Origin of the sequence: Pseudoalteromonas fenneropenaei (assembly GCF_042643375.1) — a bacterium.
GTDB lineage: Bacteria > Pseudomonadota > Gammaproteobacteria > Enterobacterales > Alteromonadaceae > Pseudoalteromonas > Pseudoalteromonas fenneropenaei.
In genome coordinates, this window is record NZ_JBHRSD010000014.1 from 161,345 (window position 1) to 181,486 (window position 20,142).

General features: G+C 47.2%; 12 protein-coding genes. 1 reads left to right on the forward strand and 11 read right to left on the reverse strand.

Annotated features, from left to right (window positions below; all coding sequences use genetic code 11):
* Window positions 1–293 precede the first annotated feature (293 nt).
* The 4 genes from ACFOEE_RS08925 to ACFOEE_RS08940 form a co-directional block, all read right to left on the reverse strand.
* Window positions 294–860: a hypothetical protein gene (locus ACFOEE_RS08925; protein ID WP_377123343.1), complete on the reverse strand. Its 567-nt coding sequence runs from the start codon at window positions 858–860 to the stop codon at window positions 294–296.
* A 134-nt stretch (window positions 861–994) separates the two neighbouring features.
* A complete protein-coding gene (locus ACFOEE_RS08930) occupies window positions 995–2,230 on the reverse strand; it encodes a hybrid sensor histidine kinase/response regulator (protein ID WP_377123345.1) in 1,236 nt (411 codons plus the stop codon).
* Window positions 2,220–4,595 carry a response regulator gene (locus ACFOEE_RS08935; protein WP_377123347.1) on the reverse strand — a complete coding sequence of 792 codons (2,376 nt, stop codon included), beginning with the start codon at window positions 4,593–4,595 and terminating at the stop codon, window positions 2,220–2,222. The genes ACFOEE_RS08930 and ACFOEE_RS08935 overlap by 11 nt, the downstream gene beginning before the upstream one ends.
* Before the next feature lie 556 nt (window positions 4,596–5,151).
* Entirely contained in the window at window positions 5,152–8,157 is a 3,006-nt protein-coding gene (locus ACFOEE_RS08940) for a diguanylate cyclase (protein ID WP_377123349.1), read from the reverse strand.
* Window positions 8,158–8,423: 266 nt separating this feature from the next.
* Between ACFOEE_RS08940 and ACFOEE_RS08945 the strand changes: the two genes are divergently transcribed.
* Window positions 8,424–9,143 carry a DUF4097 family beta strand repeat-containing protein gene (locus ACFOEE_RS08945; protein ID WP_377123351.1) on the forward strand — a complete coding sequence of 240 codons (720 nt, stop codon included), beginning with the start codon at window positions 8,424–8,426 and terminating at the stop codon, window positions 9,141–9,143.
* Between the two features lie 88 nt (window positions 9,144–9,231).
* Here the strand turns inward: ACFOEE_RS08945 and ACFOEE_RS08950 are convergent, their stop codons facing one another.
* From ACFOEE_RS08950 to ACFOEE_RS08980, 7 genes are all read right to left on the reverse strand, one after another.
* Window positions 9,232–11,364, reverse strand: coding sequence for a TonB-dependent receptor (locus ACFOEE_RS08950; protein ID WP_377123353.1), 2,133 nt, complete (start codon window positions 11,362–11,364; stop codon window positions 9,232–9,234).
* Between the two features lie 63 nt (window positions 11,365–11,427).
* Complete coding sequence (locus ACFOEE_RS08955) at window positions 11,428–11,823, reverse strand: ParB N-terminal domain-containing protein (RefSeq protein ID WP_377123355.1); 396 nt, start codon at window positions 11,821–11,823, stop codon at window positions 11,428–11,430.
* The gene (locus ACFOEE_RS08960; protein WP_377123357.1) at window positions 11,810–13,033 is read right to left on the reverse strand and encodes a type III PLP-dependent enzyme; all 1,224 of its coding nucleotides are present in this window, start codon (window positions 13,031–13,033) and stop codon (window positions 11,810–11,812) included. Before ACFOEE_RS08960 ends, ACFOEE_RS08955 begins: the two co-directional genes overlap by 14 nt.
* The gene (locus ACFOEE_RS08965) at window positions 13,020–13,802 is read right to left on the reverse strand and encodes an HpcH/HpaI aldolase family protein (RefSeq protein ID WP_377123359.1); all 783 of its coding nucleotides are present in this window, start codon (window positions 13,800–13,802) and stop codon (window positions 13,020–13,022) included. Before ACFOEE_RS08965 ends, ACFOEE_RS08960 begins: the two co-directional genes overlap by 14 nt.
* Entirely contained in the window at window positions 13,799–17,269 is a 3,471-nt protein-coding gene (locus ACFOEE_RS08970) for an IucA/IucC family protein (protein WP_377123361.1), read from the reverse strand. Before ACFOEE_RS08970 ends, ACFOEE_RS08965 begins: the two co-directional genes overlap by 4 nt.
* Entirely contained in the window at window positions 17,266–18,459 is a 1,194-nt protein-coding gene (locus ACFOEE_RS08975) for an MFS transporter (RefSeq protein ID WP_377123363.1), read from the reverse strand. The genes ACFOEE_RS08970 and ACFOEE_RS08975 overlap by 4 nt, the downstream gene beginning before the upstream one ends.
* Window positions 18,446–20,134: an IucA/IucC family protein gene (locus ACFOEE_RS08980; protein WP_377123365.1), complete on the reverse strand. Its 1,689-nt coding sequence runs from the start codon at window positions 20,132–20,134 to the stop codon at window positions 18,446–18,448. The genes ACFOEE_RS08975 and ACFOEE_RS08980 overlap by 14 nt, the downstream gene beginning before the upstream one ends.
* Between the last annotated feature and the right edge of the window lie 8 nt (window positions 20,135–20,142).

Genomic DNA, 20,142 nt, shown 5'->3' on the forward strand with positions numbered 1-20,142 from the left:
ACTGACAGAGGCTGCCACTATCCAACATCGCGCAATTGTGTCCGATTAACTGCGAAATTTATAAATTGCAGTGTTATTTTGCTGTACTGGAGCGAAATTGAAATGAGGATATGAATAAAGGAGAATAATATTTGATTTTAAGCAATGCTTGAGGTTTTTTAATCAATTTTCTATTTTTTGCCTAGTTTAGTGGTGTTTAATGTTGATTTTTATGTAAACAAACTCGAATATAAAATCGAGTTTGTTTATTTTAACTCAAAAATATGAGCGAGAAAAAGCTATGCATGTAAGCATTATGCACCGAGTGCGGCGAGCTTCTCTTGCATTTCTTCTTTGCTGATCAGGCCCATTTCATGTTGCTTTTTGGTTTTGCGAATATTATCGAAGTTATCTAACTTCACACGTGCTTTAGCTAATTTGGTCTCAAACTCTCCTTGTGAGATCACATCTAGCTTCAGGGCTTTTTCTAGCTTTTCTTTCTCATCATCAAATTCTTTTTGGAAAATTGCCTTTTCCTGTATAACAATTTGATCTTTCATCAGCTTTTCAATCTCGATCAACTCTTCTTCGAGCGCCATTTTGCGCTCTAACAGCGGTTCAATGCGGTTAAGTGTGTCTTGCAAAACTTGCTCAACTTTTTCGCCGTTATTTTTAACTAAGTTGTCTACGTATTTTTTACCAATGTCTTGGTAAGCAATATTCAATTGACCTTCGATAGAGGTGATTTCAGCTTTAAGACCAGTAAGTTTAGCGCTGTCTTTAGAAGAAGAGATAATATCGCTAGATAGTTTGCTAGTAGACTCGCTAATGCTAGAGCCAATAGATTGTGCTTGGGTTTTGAATTTGTTAAATAGACTCATGAGGTAATTCTTCCTTAAATTAAATAAAAACCGAGCAATTGCTGCTCGCTCGTCATGATATATTATTTTTAAGTAATGATTAAATAAAAAGTGGCTAAATATTTCGGATTACGCTGTTGAGTAAATATAACCCTTTAATGTGATGGTGGTTTTAGTGGTAAAGTCAGTGTAAAGCAGCTGCCCTGATTTTTTTCACTGTGCAAAGTAATACTGCCAGCCAACTTATCTTCGACGAGCTTACGAACGATAAAGAGTCCAAGGCCACTGCCGCCAGACCCTAATCGAGTGGTAAAGTATTTATCAAACACTTTAGGTAATAACTCAGCGTCAATGCCTTGTCCGTTATCTTGAATACAGATCATTACACAGTCTTGCTGCTGGGTTGCGGAAACGGTAATGCTGCCGTGGCTGTCGTTTGCGAAGGCATGCAATAAGGCGTTGTTCACTAAGTTGATGATCACTTGTGACAGTGAACCTGCTTGGGTGGTAATCGCGAGCTCCGGTTCGCATTTAATGTCGATGTGATGTGGTGTGCGTTTTACTTTGGGCATAAGTAAGTGTTTAATATCATTCAAGTAATGATGTAGCTGTAACTCTACTACCGCTTCGTTAAACTCTCCCACTACGATATCTTTAAAACTCGCGATGAGTTGGTTGGCGTAGTGCATGCTGGAGCCAGACAGCTTAGTACATTCTTTGCCATAATGAATAAACTCAAGCAATTGCTCTTTACTTAAGGATTGCGCGTTAAAAGCGGTTTCGATATCCAACAGATGGTCACGCATGCTGGAAATCGCGGTATTTGTAACCCCAAGAGGTGTACCAAGTTCATGGGTGAGCTCACCAACAAGCTCGCCTAAATGACTGAGCCGTTCTGATTCTTCGAGTTGTGCTTCGCGTAATTTATTCAGTTCAGCCAGTTCCAAATTATGTTCACGCAGTTGATCTATCAAGTCGTCCCGCAGCACTAACAATTGCCGTAACTGCAAGTGAGTCGACACCCGTGCTAACAGCTCTTCTTGACGAATAGGTTTGGTCACATAATCGACCGCGCCACTGTGGAAAGCTTCAACTATGTCGCTGATATGCGTTTTGGCAGTGACAAATATCACTGGAATGTCTTTTAAGTCGCTCAGCGCTTTCATTCGTCGGCACGTTTCAAAGCCATCTATGCCCGGCATCATAACGTCTAACAGGATCAGTTCCGGTAAATACAGCGTGGCGATATGCAGGGCCTTTTCGCCACTTAAGGCAAAGGCCACTTCATAGCCTTCCGCTTCAAGAATACGGGTGATGAGTTCAAGGTTTTCTTTTTTGTCATCGACCACTAGGATCTTGCTGCCAGCTAGTTTCAAACCACTATTGCGCATGGTCCACCGTTCCTAGGGCGCTTAGCAACCCTTCCATATCATAGTTTTCGATAAACCCGAGTAGATAATCAGCACAGCGGCGGTTATCTGGGTTATTTAACATATCCTGGGTAATGAGCTCGCGCACTTTTGACAGGCGGTTCATCGCCGCAGCTTGTTGAATTTCGTCATAGAGCGCTGGACTCAAATGATAATTAAGGCACACGACGGTTTGTGGTAGCTCAGGTAGTTGTGGCTGTTGGCGCGTCACCATAAATTGTTCGGCAAAGTAATGCTCTAAACATTCATAGATCTCTTTAAAGCGGTAGGGCTTGGGAATAAACTGATTAAAACCAATACTTAAATAGTACTGAATTTCGTGACTGAGGCTAAATGCGGAAATCGCAATACAAATGAGCTTATCAAATCTTGAGTCTTGCCGCAGGCGCTCTATCAGTTCATCGCCGCGCATCACAGGCATCAGCAAATCGACAAAGGCAATGTCGTACTGAATATCTTGAATACGTTGTAATGCTTCAGCGCCATTGGCTGCTTCATCAAATTGAATGTTACAGCCGCGTAGTACTGAGGCTAACACCTCGCGATTGTCTTGATTGTCATCAACAATCAATGCGCGCAAAAAGTGGCCGGGTTTGAGCTGGAGTTGGATAATATCTGGTTGTTGAGAGTGGGCTACTGGTTCGTGGCTTGCATCTAAAGGTAGGCTGAAGTAAAAACGTGCGCCTTGCCCCAGTGTTGATTCAACCGCAAGGTTGCCACCCATCAGCTTCACTTGCCGTGCTGAAATCGCCAACCCAAGTCCGGTGCCACCTTTGGCAAGACCCGCTTCACCTTGACTGAAATTGCTAAATAGCCGTGTTTGTTCGTGTGAGCTTATCCCTGGGCCTGAGTCTATCACTTCGAATAAAAACTGAGACTGCTGGTAGCTTAAACGCAGCGTAATGGTGCCGGAATCGGTGAATTTCACCGCATTACCAAGTAAATTTATCATCACTTGGCGGATTTTGCTTTGGTCAGCAAACACCGCGACTTCTTTACCAACCTGATTATCAAAGATAAATTTGAGCCCCTTTTGCTCGCATTTTAGCCCCAGCATAGCGCCAAGCTCAGTCAGTAAATTAATCAGCGAAAAACTCACCGGTTTTAACACCATGGCACCTGCTTCAATTTTAGAGATCTCCAACACATCGTTGATGATATCGAGTAAGTGCTCCCCTGCTTTGGTGATTTTATCTAATGTCGCAACATGCTCCGTAGCAAGTTGGTTAGAGCGCGCCATCACTTGCGCAAACCCCAAAATGGCGTTCATTGGGGTGCGAATTTCGTGGCTCATATTGGCAAGAAACTGACTTTTAGCAACGCTTGCTTGCTCTGCTTTTTGATTGGCGATGGTGAGTTCTTGGGTGCGTTCTGCCACTTTGAGTTCTAGCTCATCGTTCATTTGTGAGAGCGTCTCAGTGAGCCAAATATTGTTGCATGCCGTTGCAAGGCTGGAGGCTAAGGTATGTAGTAACAGCATTTCGTCTTCACTGATGGCGGCTGGGTAATTCAGTGCTAGAAATAAACGCTCCCCGGCTTGCTGGTCGTGCAACCAAATCAACACTTGCTGTGGATTAAGCTGCTGAAGGGGTAAATTGAGGGTGTGTTCTAAACCCGGTAGTCGCTCAATTAAGCCGTGCCAGTTGGCATCGGCGTGGCTTGCCCATTGTTTGCAATTGTTGCTATCGCATTCGTAGAGTGCCAGTGCAACTTGATTTTTTGCGCGACTGAGTAACGGCAGCATATCGGGTAAGGTTAGAATTAAGGTGTTGATGAATTGTTCAGCGTTGGCGGATTGCAACAAGGCTTGGTTGCATTCCACAATGTTATACAAGGCTTGGTGAAACCCCGCATGGCGCGTTAATTCATCATAACTGCGAATCGCGCCAAGGAGGGTGGCAAAAAGTCGTTCACTGGTGAGTTCGGTTTTATTTTTGTAGTCATTGATATCGTATTTTTGCATGACTTGTTTTTCGGGTGCGCTTCCAGGTTGACCTGTGCGCAAAATGATGCGAGTTAACTTGTTACCTTTGACTTCTCGACACCATTTCGCGACTTCCAACCCTGCTGTGTCGGTTTCCATCACCACATCAAGTAAAATAACGGCTATATCATTATGTTGTTCTAACATGTCACGGGCTTCTTGGCCGCCATAAGCGTCAATAAAGACTAAACTGCGATCGGCAAATTTGAAGTTAGACAGTGCCAATTTGGTGAGCGCGTGAATATCCGGCTCATCATCAACGATAAGCACTTTCCAAGTCGATGTTGTTGAGCTGGCTTCCTGTTGCTCTTCCCCTCCAAACAAGGATTCAAACTCACTCATGGTTGCGGTCTCCGGTTGATGGTGCTTAACTTGCCAGCACTGCATCAATAGCACTTAAATAAGTGTAGTCGAACGCTTAGCAATGCCCAATTATTAAGGGAAGCTACTTTTTAGCTAAGGTTGAGGAGTTATACAGTGTGGTTGGGTTTTCAAAGTAGCTTGGGGGAACTCAACTTCACCCTCAGATGTGGATACCATAACGCTTGGTGAAATGCTTTAAACCCACTGCCGAAAAACGCGCCACGCGAGAGTCTAAATCTTGCTGCGCTCGGTTTGGTTTATTGACTATCAAATATATGCCACTGAAGTGAAACGTCATGACAATTTAGTTACCAGCGTGCTGGTGCAGATATGTAATTAGTTAGCGTAATGAACTTACCTGATTACTTACGACAACATTTTTGACTATCACACAGTTAGTGCCAGCAAGTGGTTAAGTGATGAAGCGCAAACAGCTGGTTGGACGCCAGAACCTACATATCGTTTAAGTGGCGCAGGTAGTTTTTGGTATCGCTATATCAATGCTATACGTCCAAACTTTACTGACTAACTAGCTTTAATCAGGCGTTTGCTGGGATTGGCTGCGTCTGTTTTGCACCGCCATCTTTTGACTGCCAGAGCGAATTACCGTAATCGCTGGGTTTTGCAACAGCATTTGCGGGTCTGTCTGTGCTAAGTTAGCGGCTGCTTGTGGTTCATTAGGATATTTACTTTGTAACCACAACCAGTCGTCTTTCCCTTGTTTTTTAACTAAATACAAGGCTTTATCCGCCAGCTCAAAGGTGTGGTCGATACTCCAATATTGGTCACTATCGCAAGGATGACAGCTCACCCCCGCTGAGCAACGCACCGTTTTTCCGTGCGGCCAATGCGCTTGGCGAATGGTAGTAAACAAACGTTCGATGAGTGCAGCCAAGTCGCTACTATTTTCCGTGAGGATCACAAACTCCTCGCCGCCCCAGCGGACCACATGGTCGTTCATACGACTATGACGCAATAGAATATCTGCCATAGCGATGAGCACTGCATCGCCGATATGATGGCCAAACTCATCATTGATGGCTTTGAAGTTATCTATATCCACTATGATAACCCCAAGCGGCATTTGTTTTTGCCGCGCATCAACTAATAAAGTGGGTAAAGTTTGCTCTAAGTAACGGCGATTATGTAGGCCCGTCAGTGCATCGCGCAAGCTGGCATGGAGTAATTGTTGATTCGCTTTTTGTAATTGCGCATTGGCTTCGCGCAATTCTTCAGTACGGTTGGCTATTTGTAATTCGAGCGATTTTTGGCGTGAAAGCAAAGTCCTTGCTCGCCATTTCCAGCTCAATATTATCAGCATTGACACGGCACAAATGGTAAGTATATAAAACCACCAAGTTTCAAACCAGAAAGGTTGTTTTACTATAGGTAAAGTAGCGGCGGTACTCCAAACTGGATAGCCTTTGTGGCGAGCTTCAACTAAAAATAAGTAATTGCCACCGGATAAGTTAGTGTAGCGTGCTTCTCTTAGTCCCCGCGCGTATTTCCATTCTTTATCATAACCTTGTAATTGATACCGAAACTCCATACCAGCACTACGCTCATAGTGTGGGACGGTAAATTCAATGCGCCAATCGAGCTGCTGAGGGGATAACACCACAGGGCTTGAGACGAGTTGATCATTGGCAAAAAACTGTTCAATGATAGGGGGGGTTAGACGGCTGGGTGAATGCAATAAGTCATGTTGAATTTCTATTAAACCCGTCACGGAGGGCAGGTAGCTGCTGTTGCCACGCCCAAGGCCCTTTCCGATACCGGCGCCGTTACAACAGCGATGAAACTCATTGCGGGTGTCAAAGCCGGTATTGTCAATGATCAATTCAAATAACAGAGGTGGCTGTAGCAAACTGCTGCGTTCAATATTCATCACCCCTTGTAAGCCGGCCCAGAGTAAATACTTGCCAGTATCCTCAGCATAGGTGACATTATCCATAGGTAAGCCTTGTGGGGTGCTATATTGTTGCCAGTGGTCAGTGTGGCGTATCCACAAACCATGCTGAAATGTGCCAACCATCAGCTTGCCATCATGCATCTCGCCAATAAACGAAATAAACGCGTTGGCGAGAGTTTCTTGTGCTACCGCAGAGAAACGCCCTTGGTGATAACGCAGTAAGCCTTTTTCGGTGCCAATCCAAAGGGTTGGACCACTTTGATATAAATACCGGATGCCTGCAAAACGATTGTCGGCGAACTCTTCCACTTCAGTAAGCTGTTGTTGTTCATAACGCCACAGCCCTTGCTGAGTCGCTATCCATATGGTGCCTGTAGAGTCTGCCATGACACCATTAACTTGTATCCCTGCAAGGGCGTCGAAGGTGTCCAGCAAAGTGAGCGCCGGCCATCGATAACGCCAAAGTCCAGCTTTAGTACCGAGCCACAGGGTGCTGTCTTTCGGGTTAAGCCATTGAGTATAAATTGCCATATTATCGGGTTGCGGCTGGAGCGATAACGGCGCAAATTGCTGCGGTGCGGTTTCTTGATAAAGCCCTTCATTGGTGCCTATTAACAGCTTTTGCTCGGCGGTGGAGATACTCCACACAAAAGGTTCTTGAAACCCGTGATCTGAGCCAAGATTCAACGCTGGGTTAAGATGCAGGCGTAACAAGCCCGAGGTTTGGCTGCCGAGCCACAGGCGCTGGTGCTTATCGATAAAGCCACTACGAATACGGTTTAAAGGTGAGTTTGAGGTGTAATCTAACGCTTCGGTGAACTTTCCATCGACAAACCGATATAAGGCATGGTCTGAACCGACCCAAAGCGTCTTATTCGATTCGGTAAACATTGTTTGAATAGCGGATTGCTCAGGTAAAGTCACCGCATACCATTGGTCGCCAGCAAGTTTGTATAAACCCTCCTGCGTGCCAACATAAATAGTCCCGAAGTATTCAGTGGCAAAGTTAACTTGTAAATTGTCGGCAATCGGCATGCCATGGAGTTGAAATTGCGCGCCTTGCAAACAGGCTAGATGGTTGTTTTTAATCACACAGAGTTGCTGGTCCCATAACAACAACTTTTGTACATCATTAATTTCGGTATGCCAAAGATGCAGTGAATTTTGCTCTAAGCGATAAAGTTGACCTGCTGCGACTATCACCTCTCCGCTTGGTAGTTGGATCATATCTGTCACGCGTCGAGACTCGGTTTGGTTCAGTTCTATAGCGGTAAATACGTCGTCCTGCCAGAGCGTCAGCGCACTCGAACTGGCTATCAGCATTTGTTGTTGGTTGGTCCACAACAAACGTTGAATGCGAGGGTTTTCCAACAATGGGGTATTGCTGCGGTTAAAGGTGCGAAATTGCTCACCATCAAAACGCACGACCCCTTTTTCAGTGGCAAGCCACAAATAGCTGTTGTCGTCTTGTACAATGTCGTAGACCGAAATTTGCGGCAAGCCGTCGTTGACGGTCCAATTACGTAAGTCGTATTGCTGCAAAGGCCAAAATTCAGTGGCTTTCGCATGAGTACAGGCAAAGTAAGCGTTCCATATCAGTAAATAAAGCACCACAAATACGCGGATCATTTTCCTAACCACAATAAGATGTTATGAAAATTGTTGGCGAACGGCTGAAAAAGCGCAAATTTTTCATAGGATTTAAGCGGTTTTATTGACGACTAGGGAGTCAACACAGTTAGGCAAATTGACAATAATTTGGTTTGTTTGACCAAGAGAGCTTTAAATTAAGAATGAGCATTTTCTTAACTTACTGAAATATATGTATATAAAAATTGGTATGTGATTTGCTGGACTGTGTTTATAGCAATAATAATTAGTTTTAAGGATTAACCATGTATAAGTTACTTTCTGCAGCTGTCATGACAGCAATACTATCGGGCTGTGTTATTCATATTGATGGTAAGAGCGGTAAACGTGCAGATGTGCGCGAAACAGAACAATTGCAGCTTGATGCGACGGGGCTACGGGGCTTAGTTGCGGATACTGACGCGGGTGATATAAGTATTGAAGGCGTCGAGGGTCTAGATAAGGTTGAAATCTTAGCAAAGATACAAACAACGGATGCGCGCGGTTACCTTATTACGCTCGAGCGCGACGGTGACAAAGCGCAATTGATAGCCAAAGCACGGGGTAAAGAGCCTGCTGGTTTTGCGTGGTACTCAGGAAACAGCCCACGCATTGATTTAGTGGTGCGTGTACCGCAAGGCTTTACATTGGATCTCGATGATGACAGCGGTGATATTGCGATTAGCGGTTTGCAGGGCGACATTACAATTGAAGACGACTCAGGCGACATCGTCCTCAGTGGCGGTGCTAAAGTGACTATCCACGATGATTCGGGCGATATTTTGGTATCGAATGCGACAGGGGATGTATCGATTGAAGACGGCAGTGGCGATATGCTGGTGAAAAACATCAAGGGCAGTGTTTATATTAATGACGGCTCTGGTGATATTCACATAGATGGCGCTAATGGGCTTACCATAGCCGACGCAGGCTCTGGTGACTTGAGCATTCACAACGTTAAAGGTAACGTCAAAGTCGCTGACTAGTCGCTGACTAATTGTATTAGCAAACAAAACCCACGCGCAACTGAGTGTCACGCGTGGGTTTATCTTGAGTTACTCTGACTGAGTTAAATTACCAGTTAAACTGATACTGCACCGCAAGGGTCCGACCACGGCCAGGAATAGAGCTGGTGTTGTTGCCGTTGCGTTGCAACTGGCTGTATAGCGAGAAGTATTGCTTGTTCAGTAAATTCTCAATCCCCACAGTCAGGGTGCCTTGGCCAAGCTCAAAGCTGTTTTGCCAATCAACCACGTTGTAGCTTTGCGTATCGCGGCGTGCAAAGGCATTTTTGCCATCGATACGATAATCGTCACCTGCGACATTTAGCCAAGTCAATTGGCTTGTCCAGCCATTACCTGCGTCGTAGTTCACCACAGCACTCAGCTTACTTGGTGGAATGCTAAAGCCGTTCATCACTGTATATGCAGTTTTGCCTTGGGCTTTTTCTTCACCATCTACTTGGCTGTAATTCAGCTCTAGTGCCCATGCGGCATGGACTAAGTATTTAGCCGACGCTTCAAAGCCGTCAATACGAACTTTGTTACGGGTCAAACTAAGGCCCATATTCTCGCTCTTAACTCCACCTAAGTCAGAGCTTGAGGTGAAGTAAGCCAAGTTTGCTGACACTGGGCCAATCACACCGCGCCAACCGAGTTCATAATCTGTGGTTTCAACTGGCTCTAAATTAGATTGGCTTAAATCAAACTGACTGTTGGCATAACGAATTTGCAAACCTATGTCTGGTAACTCGTAGCCTTCATTGGCGGCGATATAAAAAGTATGGTCGTCATTTAAGTTATAGGTCGCGCCTAAGTTGTACACAAATGAGCTGTAATCATAAGCACTGCCTGTTACCGCAGTTTGTGAGCCAAGGGTGGTAAACGGTTTAAAGCTCGCGTCGATACGCTCGTAACGTACACCCGCTTCAAGTGCTACTGCATCACTGATTTTGGCGCGTGATTGGACAAATGCGGCAAGCGACTTGTGGCTGATCTCAGGCACAAATGCTTTATCACCCAGCGACTTAAATACTAAACCTTGTGATGCATTATAGATGTCACTATCAAAGGTGGTTACTGGCATTTCGCTGCGCTCGTCACTGGCGTCGATACCCCAGTCGAGTTCAATCTTGTCATTTAACTTAGAGTTAAAGGTCACGCGTAAACCAAGATTACTGCTTTCAAGGTAGGTTTGTGCCAAATGGTTCCAAGTGGCAAACTTACGACCATCAAATGGCGCAAAACGTGCGTCATAATCGCGATAATAAAGCTGGGTATTGACGCTGTGATCAGCCGTTAAATTTCTGTGATATTGCGCATTTAAAACTAAGTTATTGATCTCATTTTGCTTATCAAGAGACAAACCTTTGATAGCGCGTGCTTTGGTGATGTAAGGATCTTTAGCCGCACTCGGATCACTGGCATAATCTGAGTCTTGATCTAAAGCATACCACAACATAGATAAGGTTAAGCTTTGGTTATCCCACTCTTTGCTCAGTTTGCCATCAAAGCTGTAAATGGTGCTGTCGTAGTTATCACCTTGGCTTGGCTCTGGCGCTAAGCGGTCACCATCGGCATCATAAAACCCATTGGTTTGTTCAATGCTGCCTGCGGCGCGGTATAACCAGCCTTGTACTTGGCCGCTAGCTGTGTGACCAGCAAGATAACTCAAACCATCACCATCAATTTCGGTTAGGCTAGACTTGAGCCCTACAGTGGTTTGCTGAGCTGTTTGGGGTTGACCCGTTTTAGTGTGAATGTAGATAACCCCACCCGTTGCGCCACTGCCAAATAAAGCATTACCACCACGGAAAATTTCCACTCTATCGACTTGGCTTGGATGTAAATTGTGTAAGTCGCGCGAAATGTTGCGGTTGGTATTCATCGGCACGCCATCAATTAATACCAGCGCATTACGACCACGTAAGGTGGTGCCGAAGTTAGTTAAAGCCGGAGTAGGAGGTGCCATGCCGGGCACAACTTTTGCGAGCACTTCCGCTAAGTTTGCAGCGGTGGCGAACTGTTGCCGTAACGTGTCTTCATCAATTACAGTCACATTACGCGCAATGGCGTTGAGTTCACTGGGCATACGTTCAGCATGGATTTCAATGCGTTCGATACCGTCGTCATCCGCATGAGCGTGGAATGAAGAGATTGCCAAAGTACTGGCCAGCGCAAGTGTGATAGCAGAGAGCGTGCGATTCATAGCGGGAGCATTTCCTTAGTCCGTATTAAATTACACGCATGATAATTCAAATGATAACAATTATCAATAATGAAGCAGTTTAAGGGACACGTTACAATCTGGTAACGGTGTTTTAAATTGATGGCGGGTGCTTTTGGGCGGTAAGCGCACTCCCGCGTTGGCGTATTCCACCACTATTTGCGGTGTCAGCTCAAGGTCTGGGTGCGTGCTCCAAAATTCCACCTCTTCATAAGGCAGCAACAGGCAAGGTACTCTTTTTAAGCCTAACTGCATTGCCACCGTGTAACGATGATGGCCATCCATAATCGACATACTGCGACTATCAACGGTAATGGGTACTCGCCACAATTGCTCGGTAGTGATTTTTTCGCACAACCACTGCGCCCGCTCGGGGATGATCTCTTCATTTGGTTTTAATGTGGCTGGGTTTACAAAACTCAGAGTTTTATCGAGTAACATGATTATCCTCACTAATTAGTAGCGTTTGATCCTTGATATAAACACGTTCTGGGTGCGGGTGGCTTAAAAAGTCATGGTGGGAAATATGCCAACCATAGGCGCCCGCTTTTTGAAACATGACGATGTCGTCTGCACGTAGGCTTGCAACAGTCACTTGCTTGGCTAACACATCTTTTGGCGTACACAGTTCACCACACAACGTCACCGCGACTTTTACGGCCGCTGGGCGGGCGAATGAATAGGGCCAAATATCTCTGGCAATAACCACAAAGGGATGGTTATGTTGCCACGACGACGGTAAGCGGAAATGATGGCTACCGCCGCGTAAAACCGCAAAATATTGACCATGGTTTTGTTTAATGTCGGTGACTTCGCAAAGATACACGCCACACTCGGCACTAATATAACGGCCGCATTCTGTTGCTAAGCGCAAGTGAGGGTAATCACGGCAAAGTTGGGCTAATAACTCACAGTAACGCGCAAAATCAAATTCTTGCTCATGGGGTTGGTAGGTCACGCCAATCCCACCACCAACGTTGATGGTGGTGAGGTTAAGCTTAAATTGCGTTGCCCATTGTTGTGCAGTTTGTACATAATGACGCACCAAAGCCGCGTGTTTATAGGCATCCAAATTATTGGATAAACAATGAAAATGAAATCCAATGACCTCGAGATGCGGGTAATCGCTCAAGCGCGGCAACAACGCCATTAGCTCCATCTCATCAATGCCAAATTGGGTGGCTTGGCCGGCCATTTGTAGCGTTGCGGTCGGTAAATCAAAGTGCGGATTAACCCGTAATAAGCATTTTACGCGCATGCCTCGCTCTGCTGCCAAATGATTAAGACGTGCTAGTTGCAGCTCACTTTCTAAATGGAATAGTTCGACATTTAAGTCGAGTGCTGTTTGCAGTTCGCTGATGGTTTTACCTGGTCCACCAAAGGCGATGGGGACATCGCGACTGACAGCCCGCACTTTGGCAATTTCCCCCATGGAAGCTACTTCAAAGCCATACACATGCGGCAGTAAAGCGGCTAAAACAGCTTCGTCGCTATTGGCTTTAATGGCGTAATAGCTATCGACTTGGGTGGGTAATTGCGCCACCAAGGTTTGCATATGGCTGCTTAAAAAGTCTAAATCATAAATAAACGCGCACACTTCTTTGCTTTGCTTTGCGATATAGTCTTGGATAAGCGTACTATTCACTGCCATCTTGATACTCCTTTAAATGCTGTTGTAGATGTTGAATGTGAGCACGGCGCATAATGCTGCGGTCGTCGCCAATGACAAAGTGTGCAACACCACGTTTTCGCCATGTTTGCACGTCATTCAATTGGCGCGGAATGGCGATAAAAGCACAATGCTGTTTGGCCGTTTGCGCTTGCAAATCTTGGATGGCGGCGACGACTTCTGGATGCTGGGTTTGCCAAGGTAAGCCAAAGTCTTGCGAGAGGTCGGCGGCACCGGCGAGGAGCCCGTCAATCCCCTTTACAGCGGCTATGGCTCCAGCATTAGCAAGGCCCTCACGGCTTTCTATCATGGCAATTACGACGGTCTGTTGGTTTGCCGCTTGATTGCTGGTGGCCAAATCTAAACTGGCATAGCCATTAAAACGGGTGCTGTTGAGGCCGCGGCGCCCCAAGGGGAAATAATAACTCGCCGCAACTAAAGCGTCGGCTTCGGCCACGGTTTTAACATTGGCGGCAATAATCCCCGTAGCGCCTGCATCTAACAGTGGCGCTATCCAATCAAAACGCTGCTTGGCAATGCGTACCAACACAGCGAGCCCCGCCGCTTTGGCGGCAAGCAGCAAATGGTCGATTTCATGTGGACTAAACAAAGTATGTTCGGTATCCACGATCACATAGTCGTAGCCTGCCAGTGCCAATTGCTCAATGGCGATGGCACTGTTGATGGCGCTAAAAAGGCCAAAGCTGGGGGCATCGCCCCTAAGCTTTTGTTTAAGCGGGGTAGAGCTCATACGCTCGCCTCGATATGAAGTTTTGGCGCTTGGCTTGCGGTTTTTGCGCTTAGAGCTTGTTTGGCAATAAATAAGGGGTTATCGACAGCCATTACCCGCAACCTTTGCTCAGGTAAAAAGCGGCGACTGGCGAGTTGTTCAACGGCAATTTGTGGTGCGAAAAAGTCAAACAACTTAAAGCGTGGTGTCAAATGTGGATGTGCTTGCTGATAGTGGAGCACACGTTTTGCGACTAGCTGCCAAAATTGCGTGCCGCTGAGGCCAAAATGCTGTTCTATAAACCAGCCTAATTCACCGAGATTGACAAAGCACAAGGCATCTTGGGTAAAGTCTCTGAGTTCGTCGGCATCCGTCGTTACTAAGAACGAGTTAGGGTTGACCGCCGCGTGAGCTGCTGGCGCATCGGTTAATTGTGGCAGTAAGGCGGCATTGGCAAGCCAAGCGGGGTTGTAACGTACGCCATCATGGAAATCTTTGAGTGCCACTTGGACGGGCAATTCTTGGTCTAAAATCAGTACCATGTTTTGCGCGTGCGACTCCATCGCCAAACCGTGGTGCCAGAGCATATGCATTACGGGTAAATAGGCGACATCAATTAAACGCTCGAGCCATAACTGCAAACCATATTTGGCCACCCAAGGTGCAATCACTGGCTGACCGTCATGGTCTAATTGCATTAACGCGGTCACTGGTACTGCGCGCTGCTCGCCGTGCAAATGACGTTCAATACTATCGCGCCAAATACAGGCTAACGCGCCGTATTGCGCAGGCAAATTCGTGGTTGCTGCGACACTTAACCCCGCCACTTCACGCAATAAAATCGGTTTGACAACGTGTTGCCAAGCATGCACATCGGCGACACATTGGCATAACCAACTGCTGATAGCGCTAGCATTGGCAACCGTATGTGGCGCCAAAACGCGTGAAGTTGAAGTATTGGTGATGCTCATCGCCAGCTTTATCGACAATGCCGCAGGCTCGTCATGTTGACTGAGGGTGCGAATAGATTGCTGCGGCAAATACTGGGGGCCGTTAAACTGCAACGGATAAATGTCATCCTGCGCAAAATACAGTTGCCCAATATGCTGCCATTGCCACGGGTGGACAGGCAGTATGTAGCAGCTGTCTAAACTCAACCCTAAACTCGTCAACTCAGCATGAAGTTCAGCTTGTTGTACGGCGTTAAAACTCGCCTGCAGCAAATCGCTACCTTGAAACTCAGCCAAAGCATCGAAACGCGCTAAACTTTTCTGTACGGCGAGCCACTGTACCGCAAAAGGTTTGGCCAGTTCTGGGCCATAGTGCTGATTGTCGGTGAGGGTAAAGCCCAATCTAGATTTAAAACTGGGGTGATAAAGGTGACCGTTATTCACTTTGGCTTCAAGCTCGGCGTAACCTAGTTCCCGTAGCAGTTCAGTTGGTTTCGCGGCTAGCACCTCGGCATGTTTCATCATAGTGTGGAATAGCTCATCGCTAAAGCGCAGCCAATCTTGGGGCTTAGCAAGTTGTAATAAACTGAGATCGGCTAACAGCAAAGTGAGCGTCGGGGTTTGATATTGGCAACCATGGCAGCGGATGAGCGTTGTGGCATCAAGGCGCAAGCGATTAAAATGGGCACTGTACTTGGCATTAAATTGGTAGCTAAGTTCAGCGTTAATATTGATATGCGCGACATCACCATGCCAATACAAGGGCAGCACTTGCTCGTAACATAAAGCCTCAAGTAGCTGACGGATCACCCGCTGTTCACTTTGCTCTGCGGCTGTTTGCTGTGCTGCCAACGTTGGCGCATGGGATTGCACCAAGGGATTGGCAATAGTTACCCACACTGGCGATTCGCCGCGTGCTTGTAAGGTACTCAATAAATTGCCTTTGGCAGGCAAGCTCGTAGCGCGCAGTAGCGCTTGGCAGTATGGTTTTACTTCGTCAGGTACGCTCTCATCGCTAAGTAGCTCATTACATACTTGCCAAAGTGCCGCCTCAGAAACCGGAAAATGCCGCGCGATGGCGCTTAATACATGAGCGATATGGTTGACTACCACATAATATTGAAAGCGGAACCAAGCCTCGTCTTCACTGTAACTGGCGTGGCTGTCGGCCGCTAAACCAGCATCAGGTGGTAGATTTGAACGCGCGGTAATGCTGGCGCCTTCCATATCCCGCACCACTAAAGTTTGTGGCCAACCTTCGGCCAATAACATCAGGCTATTTTGTAAATGGGCTTCAAGGCTAACCCCTGAGGTCGCAAACAATTCCAGTGCCGGAAGTAGTGAGGCATACACATAGGCACGCCACCACGCCGCAACAAATTGGCTATTGGCCGTGGTGCCATGGTGATGGGCCGCTTCGACGATAAACTCAGCTAAAGGCAGGTTACCAGTCAGTGGACATTCTTCAACGAGACTGGCAACCACTCGAGTTTGCCGCGCTTGGGCTGGGTTTAAACCTTGGCGATAAAGTATCGCAAACGATGCTTCTAAGTCAGGGATCGCCAGTGTTTGTGCGCCAAGTTCAGGTAATACTAACAAGCCACGGGTGCTATCACACAGCTGATTGGCACTTAAAAAGTCGCTGGCGTCCATGGCTCTGGCAATATGGCTCGGCGGGTTATTGCGAATAAAGTTGGTGATCCGCACATCTAAGCTCAGCTTAATAAAAAGTCCTAAATTCGGTAAAAATACCGTGCGTACCGAAGAGGTCGGCCATGCGGTTTCTCCCAAAGGTCCCAACGATAAAATTTCTTCCTGCTTTAAATAGGTTTGCAATTGTGGAGCATCTAGCAACATATTGGCTTGCCAAGGATGACAAGGTAGCAATTGGTAATGTTGGAACTCTTTGGGCAGTAACGCTTTGGCAGCTTGGCTCGCGGTTGGGTCTTGTGGCAAGCTTTGCCCGTTCAATACCCGCTGCGTCATCAACCGAGGCGCTACTGCAAAATAATGGAGCTTAAAGGCGGCGCCTAATTCTGGGCTATAACGTTTGCGGTCTGCTTCGCTAAAACCTTGCATGGCTTTAGAGGTGACATGAAACGGATGGCCCAACAATAGCCCTTGCTCTGCCGCGATAAAATCCTTGGCGATGGTGCGGCTGGGAACATTAGCTTGGCGCGCCTCGGTATAGTAGTGGCAGTGTTCAAGGCTATTTTGAATTTGCTCACGTAGCCGTTTGGCTGCGTCATGATTGGCAAGCGTTGCTAACGATTGACACAACACATCCACCAATGCCTCAACATCCTGCACTGTGGTGTTACCGTCTGTATTGATAAGCGTGATAGGGTAGAGATAACGGTGATAACCTGTGGTTGAATAATGGCTAAGCTTAAATTGCAGTTTGGTGTTTAAACCTTGTAATGGCACTAGGTACACTTGCTGTCCAAGGTGGCAAAGGCCAAGATCGACGGCTAATTCACGTAGATAGGTATTGAGATATTGTTCAGCAAGTTTTTGCTGTAAACGTGTCCAGTTCATTTTGAAATCGCTTTAAAATAAGTTGAATTGAAACTGTGCGGGCCAAGCACCAGTACGGCAGCGGCGATAAACCATAAGATCACCGGCCACAGCACCGCCTCGGCGCCAAATTGGTCATATACCAGCGCCACCGAAAGCGGCCCAAGCAGTTGCCCCACCACTTGACTGCTGCGCGCCAAACCGATGGCGGCGCCGCGCTGCGTGCTACTACTTAATTGAGTCATTTTTAAAAACAGGGTTTGTGGTAACGCCGCAAAGCAAGCGCCTTGCAGCAAACGTAAGAGCGCAAACAGCCAAACTTGATTGGAAAACGGCAGCGCCATTAAGGCTAAGGCGCAGCCTAAACAAGCCAAGGCATAGTGACGGGTGAGGTTACCGGATTCGTTCCGCCGTCCCCAAAATCCTGCGCAGATAAAAGTGGCAAACCATGCTGTGGCATGTAATGCCCCTATGGTGGTGGCTACATAACTGCTGTGTTGCCATACCTGTTGGCAATACAACGCAAATGCAATCACTAACGCAAATGCTCCTGCTTGTACTGCGCTGCCGGCAGCCAGCCAGCAACCCATTGACCAAGACCAAAGCGAGGTGGCGGTTGAATCCGTGTGCGGTGAATTGTTTGCTGTTGGTTGCGCGAGGTTTGGTTTAGGAATCAGCCAAACGCAAGCCACTAACATCCCGCAGCCGCCAATAGCGGTAGCCAACAACAAGGGCTGCATGCCAATTTGGTCTAAGGCGAAGCCGCCACATAAAGGACCGAGTAGGCAAGCGAGGGCAATAGCACGTTGTTGACTGGCTAATTGCACGGCTTCGCTACGATAACTGGCGTGGCTAAATAGCACCGTCAACACCAAGGAGATCCCCGCAAAACCGAGCAGCAAGCGTGCGGCTAAAAATGCATAGACGTTGCTTGCCAATGCCATGGAAAATAGCGCTAGCACAAAGGTGCTTTGGGTGATAAGCAGCATACGTTTGCCACCCAATGTGTCGCAGCCTTTACCAATCAAAGCAGCACTCAATAACGCGCCAATAGCTGGCGCAGCAATAGCTGCCGCTGGCCACAATCCAGACAAAGGCTGGCCTTGATTGAGTGTTTGCAAATACAGCGGCATAACAGGGATAAGCAACATCAGCGAAAAGGTTGCCAAAAACTGCACGCCACATAAGGTATAAAAGCTACGACGCAACATAACGGGACACTTGGCGCAGAGGATTGGCAATGTCAAACAAAGCACTTGGCATGCCAGTCGCTTGGTCATCGGCATTGAGCAACGGCGTTAAAATGGCTTTAAATGGCCAAGCTTTCGCCCTCAACAACGCATCCGTTAAGATTTGCTGCTGTGGTTCTGCAAAGCTTGTGGCGACTGCTTCAATACTTTGCTGTAACTGCTGCCAAAACTCAGCTTCGTTATAGTCACCAAGTTTGCTCAAGGCACAAGCAATGGGGTACAAGTTGACCTGAATACCTAAGGTGGTGAAGTAGGCCAGCAGCTTGGTTTGGTCATCCAACACCAAAGTATTGGGGGTGTGCCAGTTGATTTGGTAATCCGGTACGGGCAATTGCTGTTGCTCAAGCTGAGCGCGACAAATACGCAGCGTATCGTGATCACGCAAAATAAACTGCCAGTCTTGCTGTTCATCCAACCACAGCTGAATATTTTGCCCGTGGCACTCAGGTAACACGCCATATTGCCAAAGCGTCAGCATAGTGCGGGTAAACGCGGTAATTAAGCGCGGCCATAAACTGGCAATATCAAACCCAGCTTGTTGTAACGCGCGCCACGCGGCTGGGTGGTTAAGTGCTGCCATGGTAAAACGGGGCAGTGTGGCGGCTGGTGTCGCTGGGAAATAGCGCAGCTGCACGCCAATTTCGCCTTGGCAATCTACTAAAGCAGGCGCTGCGCCGCTTACCCACCAAGCTTGCTCATCGCACAATTGCACACAGGCAGCAAGTTTAGTGTCACGCTGTAAGATCTGCTGTAGTAACGCAAACGCCGCATCACCATTATGCAGATAGCGAGCAGGCATAGTGCGTTTAGCGCCGAGCGTTGCTTGGCTGGTGGCAAATTTCAGATGTTGATCAGCCTGATAATAAAAGCTGCGCAACGAGCTAGTCGCAGCTTGCACTTCAGACTGAAATGGCAACGGTAAAGCAAATTGCAGTGCATCGATAATTGGCTGCTCACTCGGTAGCGCAGGTAAGGCAAGATAGTCCTGCGCATTTACCCCTTTCGCCTCTAAAGTACCGTGTAATACCTGCTCTAGTTCGGCTTGCAAGGTGGGTGCAAGAAGTTGTGTCGCAGGGGAATTGACCTGTTTACTAAAAATCTGAGCCTTAGGCACGGCCCACCATTGTACTTGAGTGGTGGGTGCCACGAGCAAATGTAATAACTCGCCTTTGGCATGGGCAAATGGGTGATTGGGACGGTCAATTTGCATCGCCAACAATTCAAAGTCTTGCTCAAGTTTGGCTTTGGTCACTGAATTTAGAGATGAAAACTCAGTTGCAAGGTCAGCAAGCTTGGCTCTACCCGCCAGGGCGTGTTGCCACAGAGATTGCGCTTTTTCACGGGTTGCCGCTGGCCACCAAGTGGCAGTGGTTAATACCGTCATAAAGTCGGCCAGAGGAATTTCGCTGGCATATTCGCCACCTTCAACCGCCAACAAAATCGTATCGCCGGTAATGGTCATCGGCAGCATGGCAACGGCCTGCCAACGGGCAGGCAGTTGCACGGTGCGCGACGCATCCAGCGCTATTAGCAACTGATCATGACTAAAATGACAGTAGCGGCGAAAAGTGGCGAAGTTTTCCAGATACAAAGCGGCAACAAGTGCATGTAACTGGGCGGTTTGCCATTGGTGCATGTCGCGCT

Excerpts from the sequence above, each read along its gene's own strand:
- ACFOEE_RS08965 (WP_377123359.1), bottom strand. The coding sequence starts at position 13,802 with ATGAGCTCTACCCCGCTTAAACAAAAGCTTAGGGGCGATGCCCCCAGC.
- ACFOEE_RS08930 (WP_377123345.1), bottom strand. The coding sequence starts at position 2,230 with ATGCGCAATAGTGGTTTGAAACTAGCTGGCAGCAAGATCCTAGTGGTC.
- ACFOEE_RS08970 (WP_377123361.1), bottom strand. The coding sequence starts at position 17,269 with ATGAACTGGACACGTTTACAGCAAAAACTTGCTGAACAATATCTCAAT.
- ACFOEE_RS08950 (WP_377123353.1), bottom strand. The coding sequence starts at position 11,364 with ATGAATCGCACGCTCTCTGCTATCACACTTGCGCTGGCCAGTACTTTG.
- ACFOEE_RS08940 (WP_377123349.1), bottom strand. The coding sequence starts at position 8,157 with ATGATCCGCGTATTTGTGGTGCTTTATTTACTGATATGGAACGCTTAC.
- ACFOEE_RS08960 (WP_377123357.1), bottom strand. The coding sequence starts at position 13,033 with ATGGCAGTGAATAGTACGCTTATCCAAGACTATATCGCAAAGCAAAGC.
- ACFOEE_RS08925 (WP_377123343.1), bottom strand. The coding sequence starts at position 860 with ATGAGTCTATTTAACAAATTCAAAACCCAAGCACAATCTATTGGCTCT.
- ACFOEE_RS08955 (WP_377123355.1), bottom strand. The coding sequence starts at position 11,823 with ATGTTACTCGATAAAACTCTGAGTTTTGTAAACCCAGCCACATTAAAA.
- ACFOEE_RS08975 (WP_377123363.1), bottom strand. The coding sequence starts at position 18,459 with ATGTTGCGTCGTAGCTTTTATACCTTATGTGGCGTGCAGTTTTTGGCA.
- ACFOEE_RS08935 (WP_377123347.1), bottom strand. The coding sequence starts at position 4,595 with ATGAGTGAGTTTGAATCCTTGTTTGGAGGGGAAGAGCAACAGGAAGCC.
- ACFOEE_RS08945 (WP_377123351.1), top strand. The coding sequence starts at position 8,424 with ATGTATAAGTTACTTTCTGCAGCTGTCATGACAGCAATACTATCGGGC.
- ACFOEE_RS08980 (WP_377123365.1), bottom strand. The coding sequence starts at position 20,134 with ATGCACCAATGGCAAACCGCCCAGTTACATGCACTTGTTGCCGCTTTG.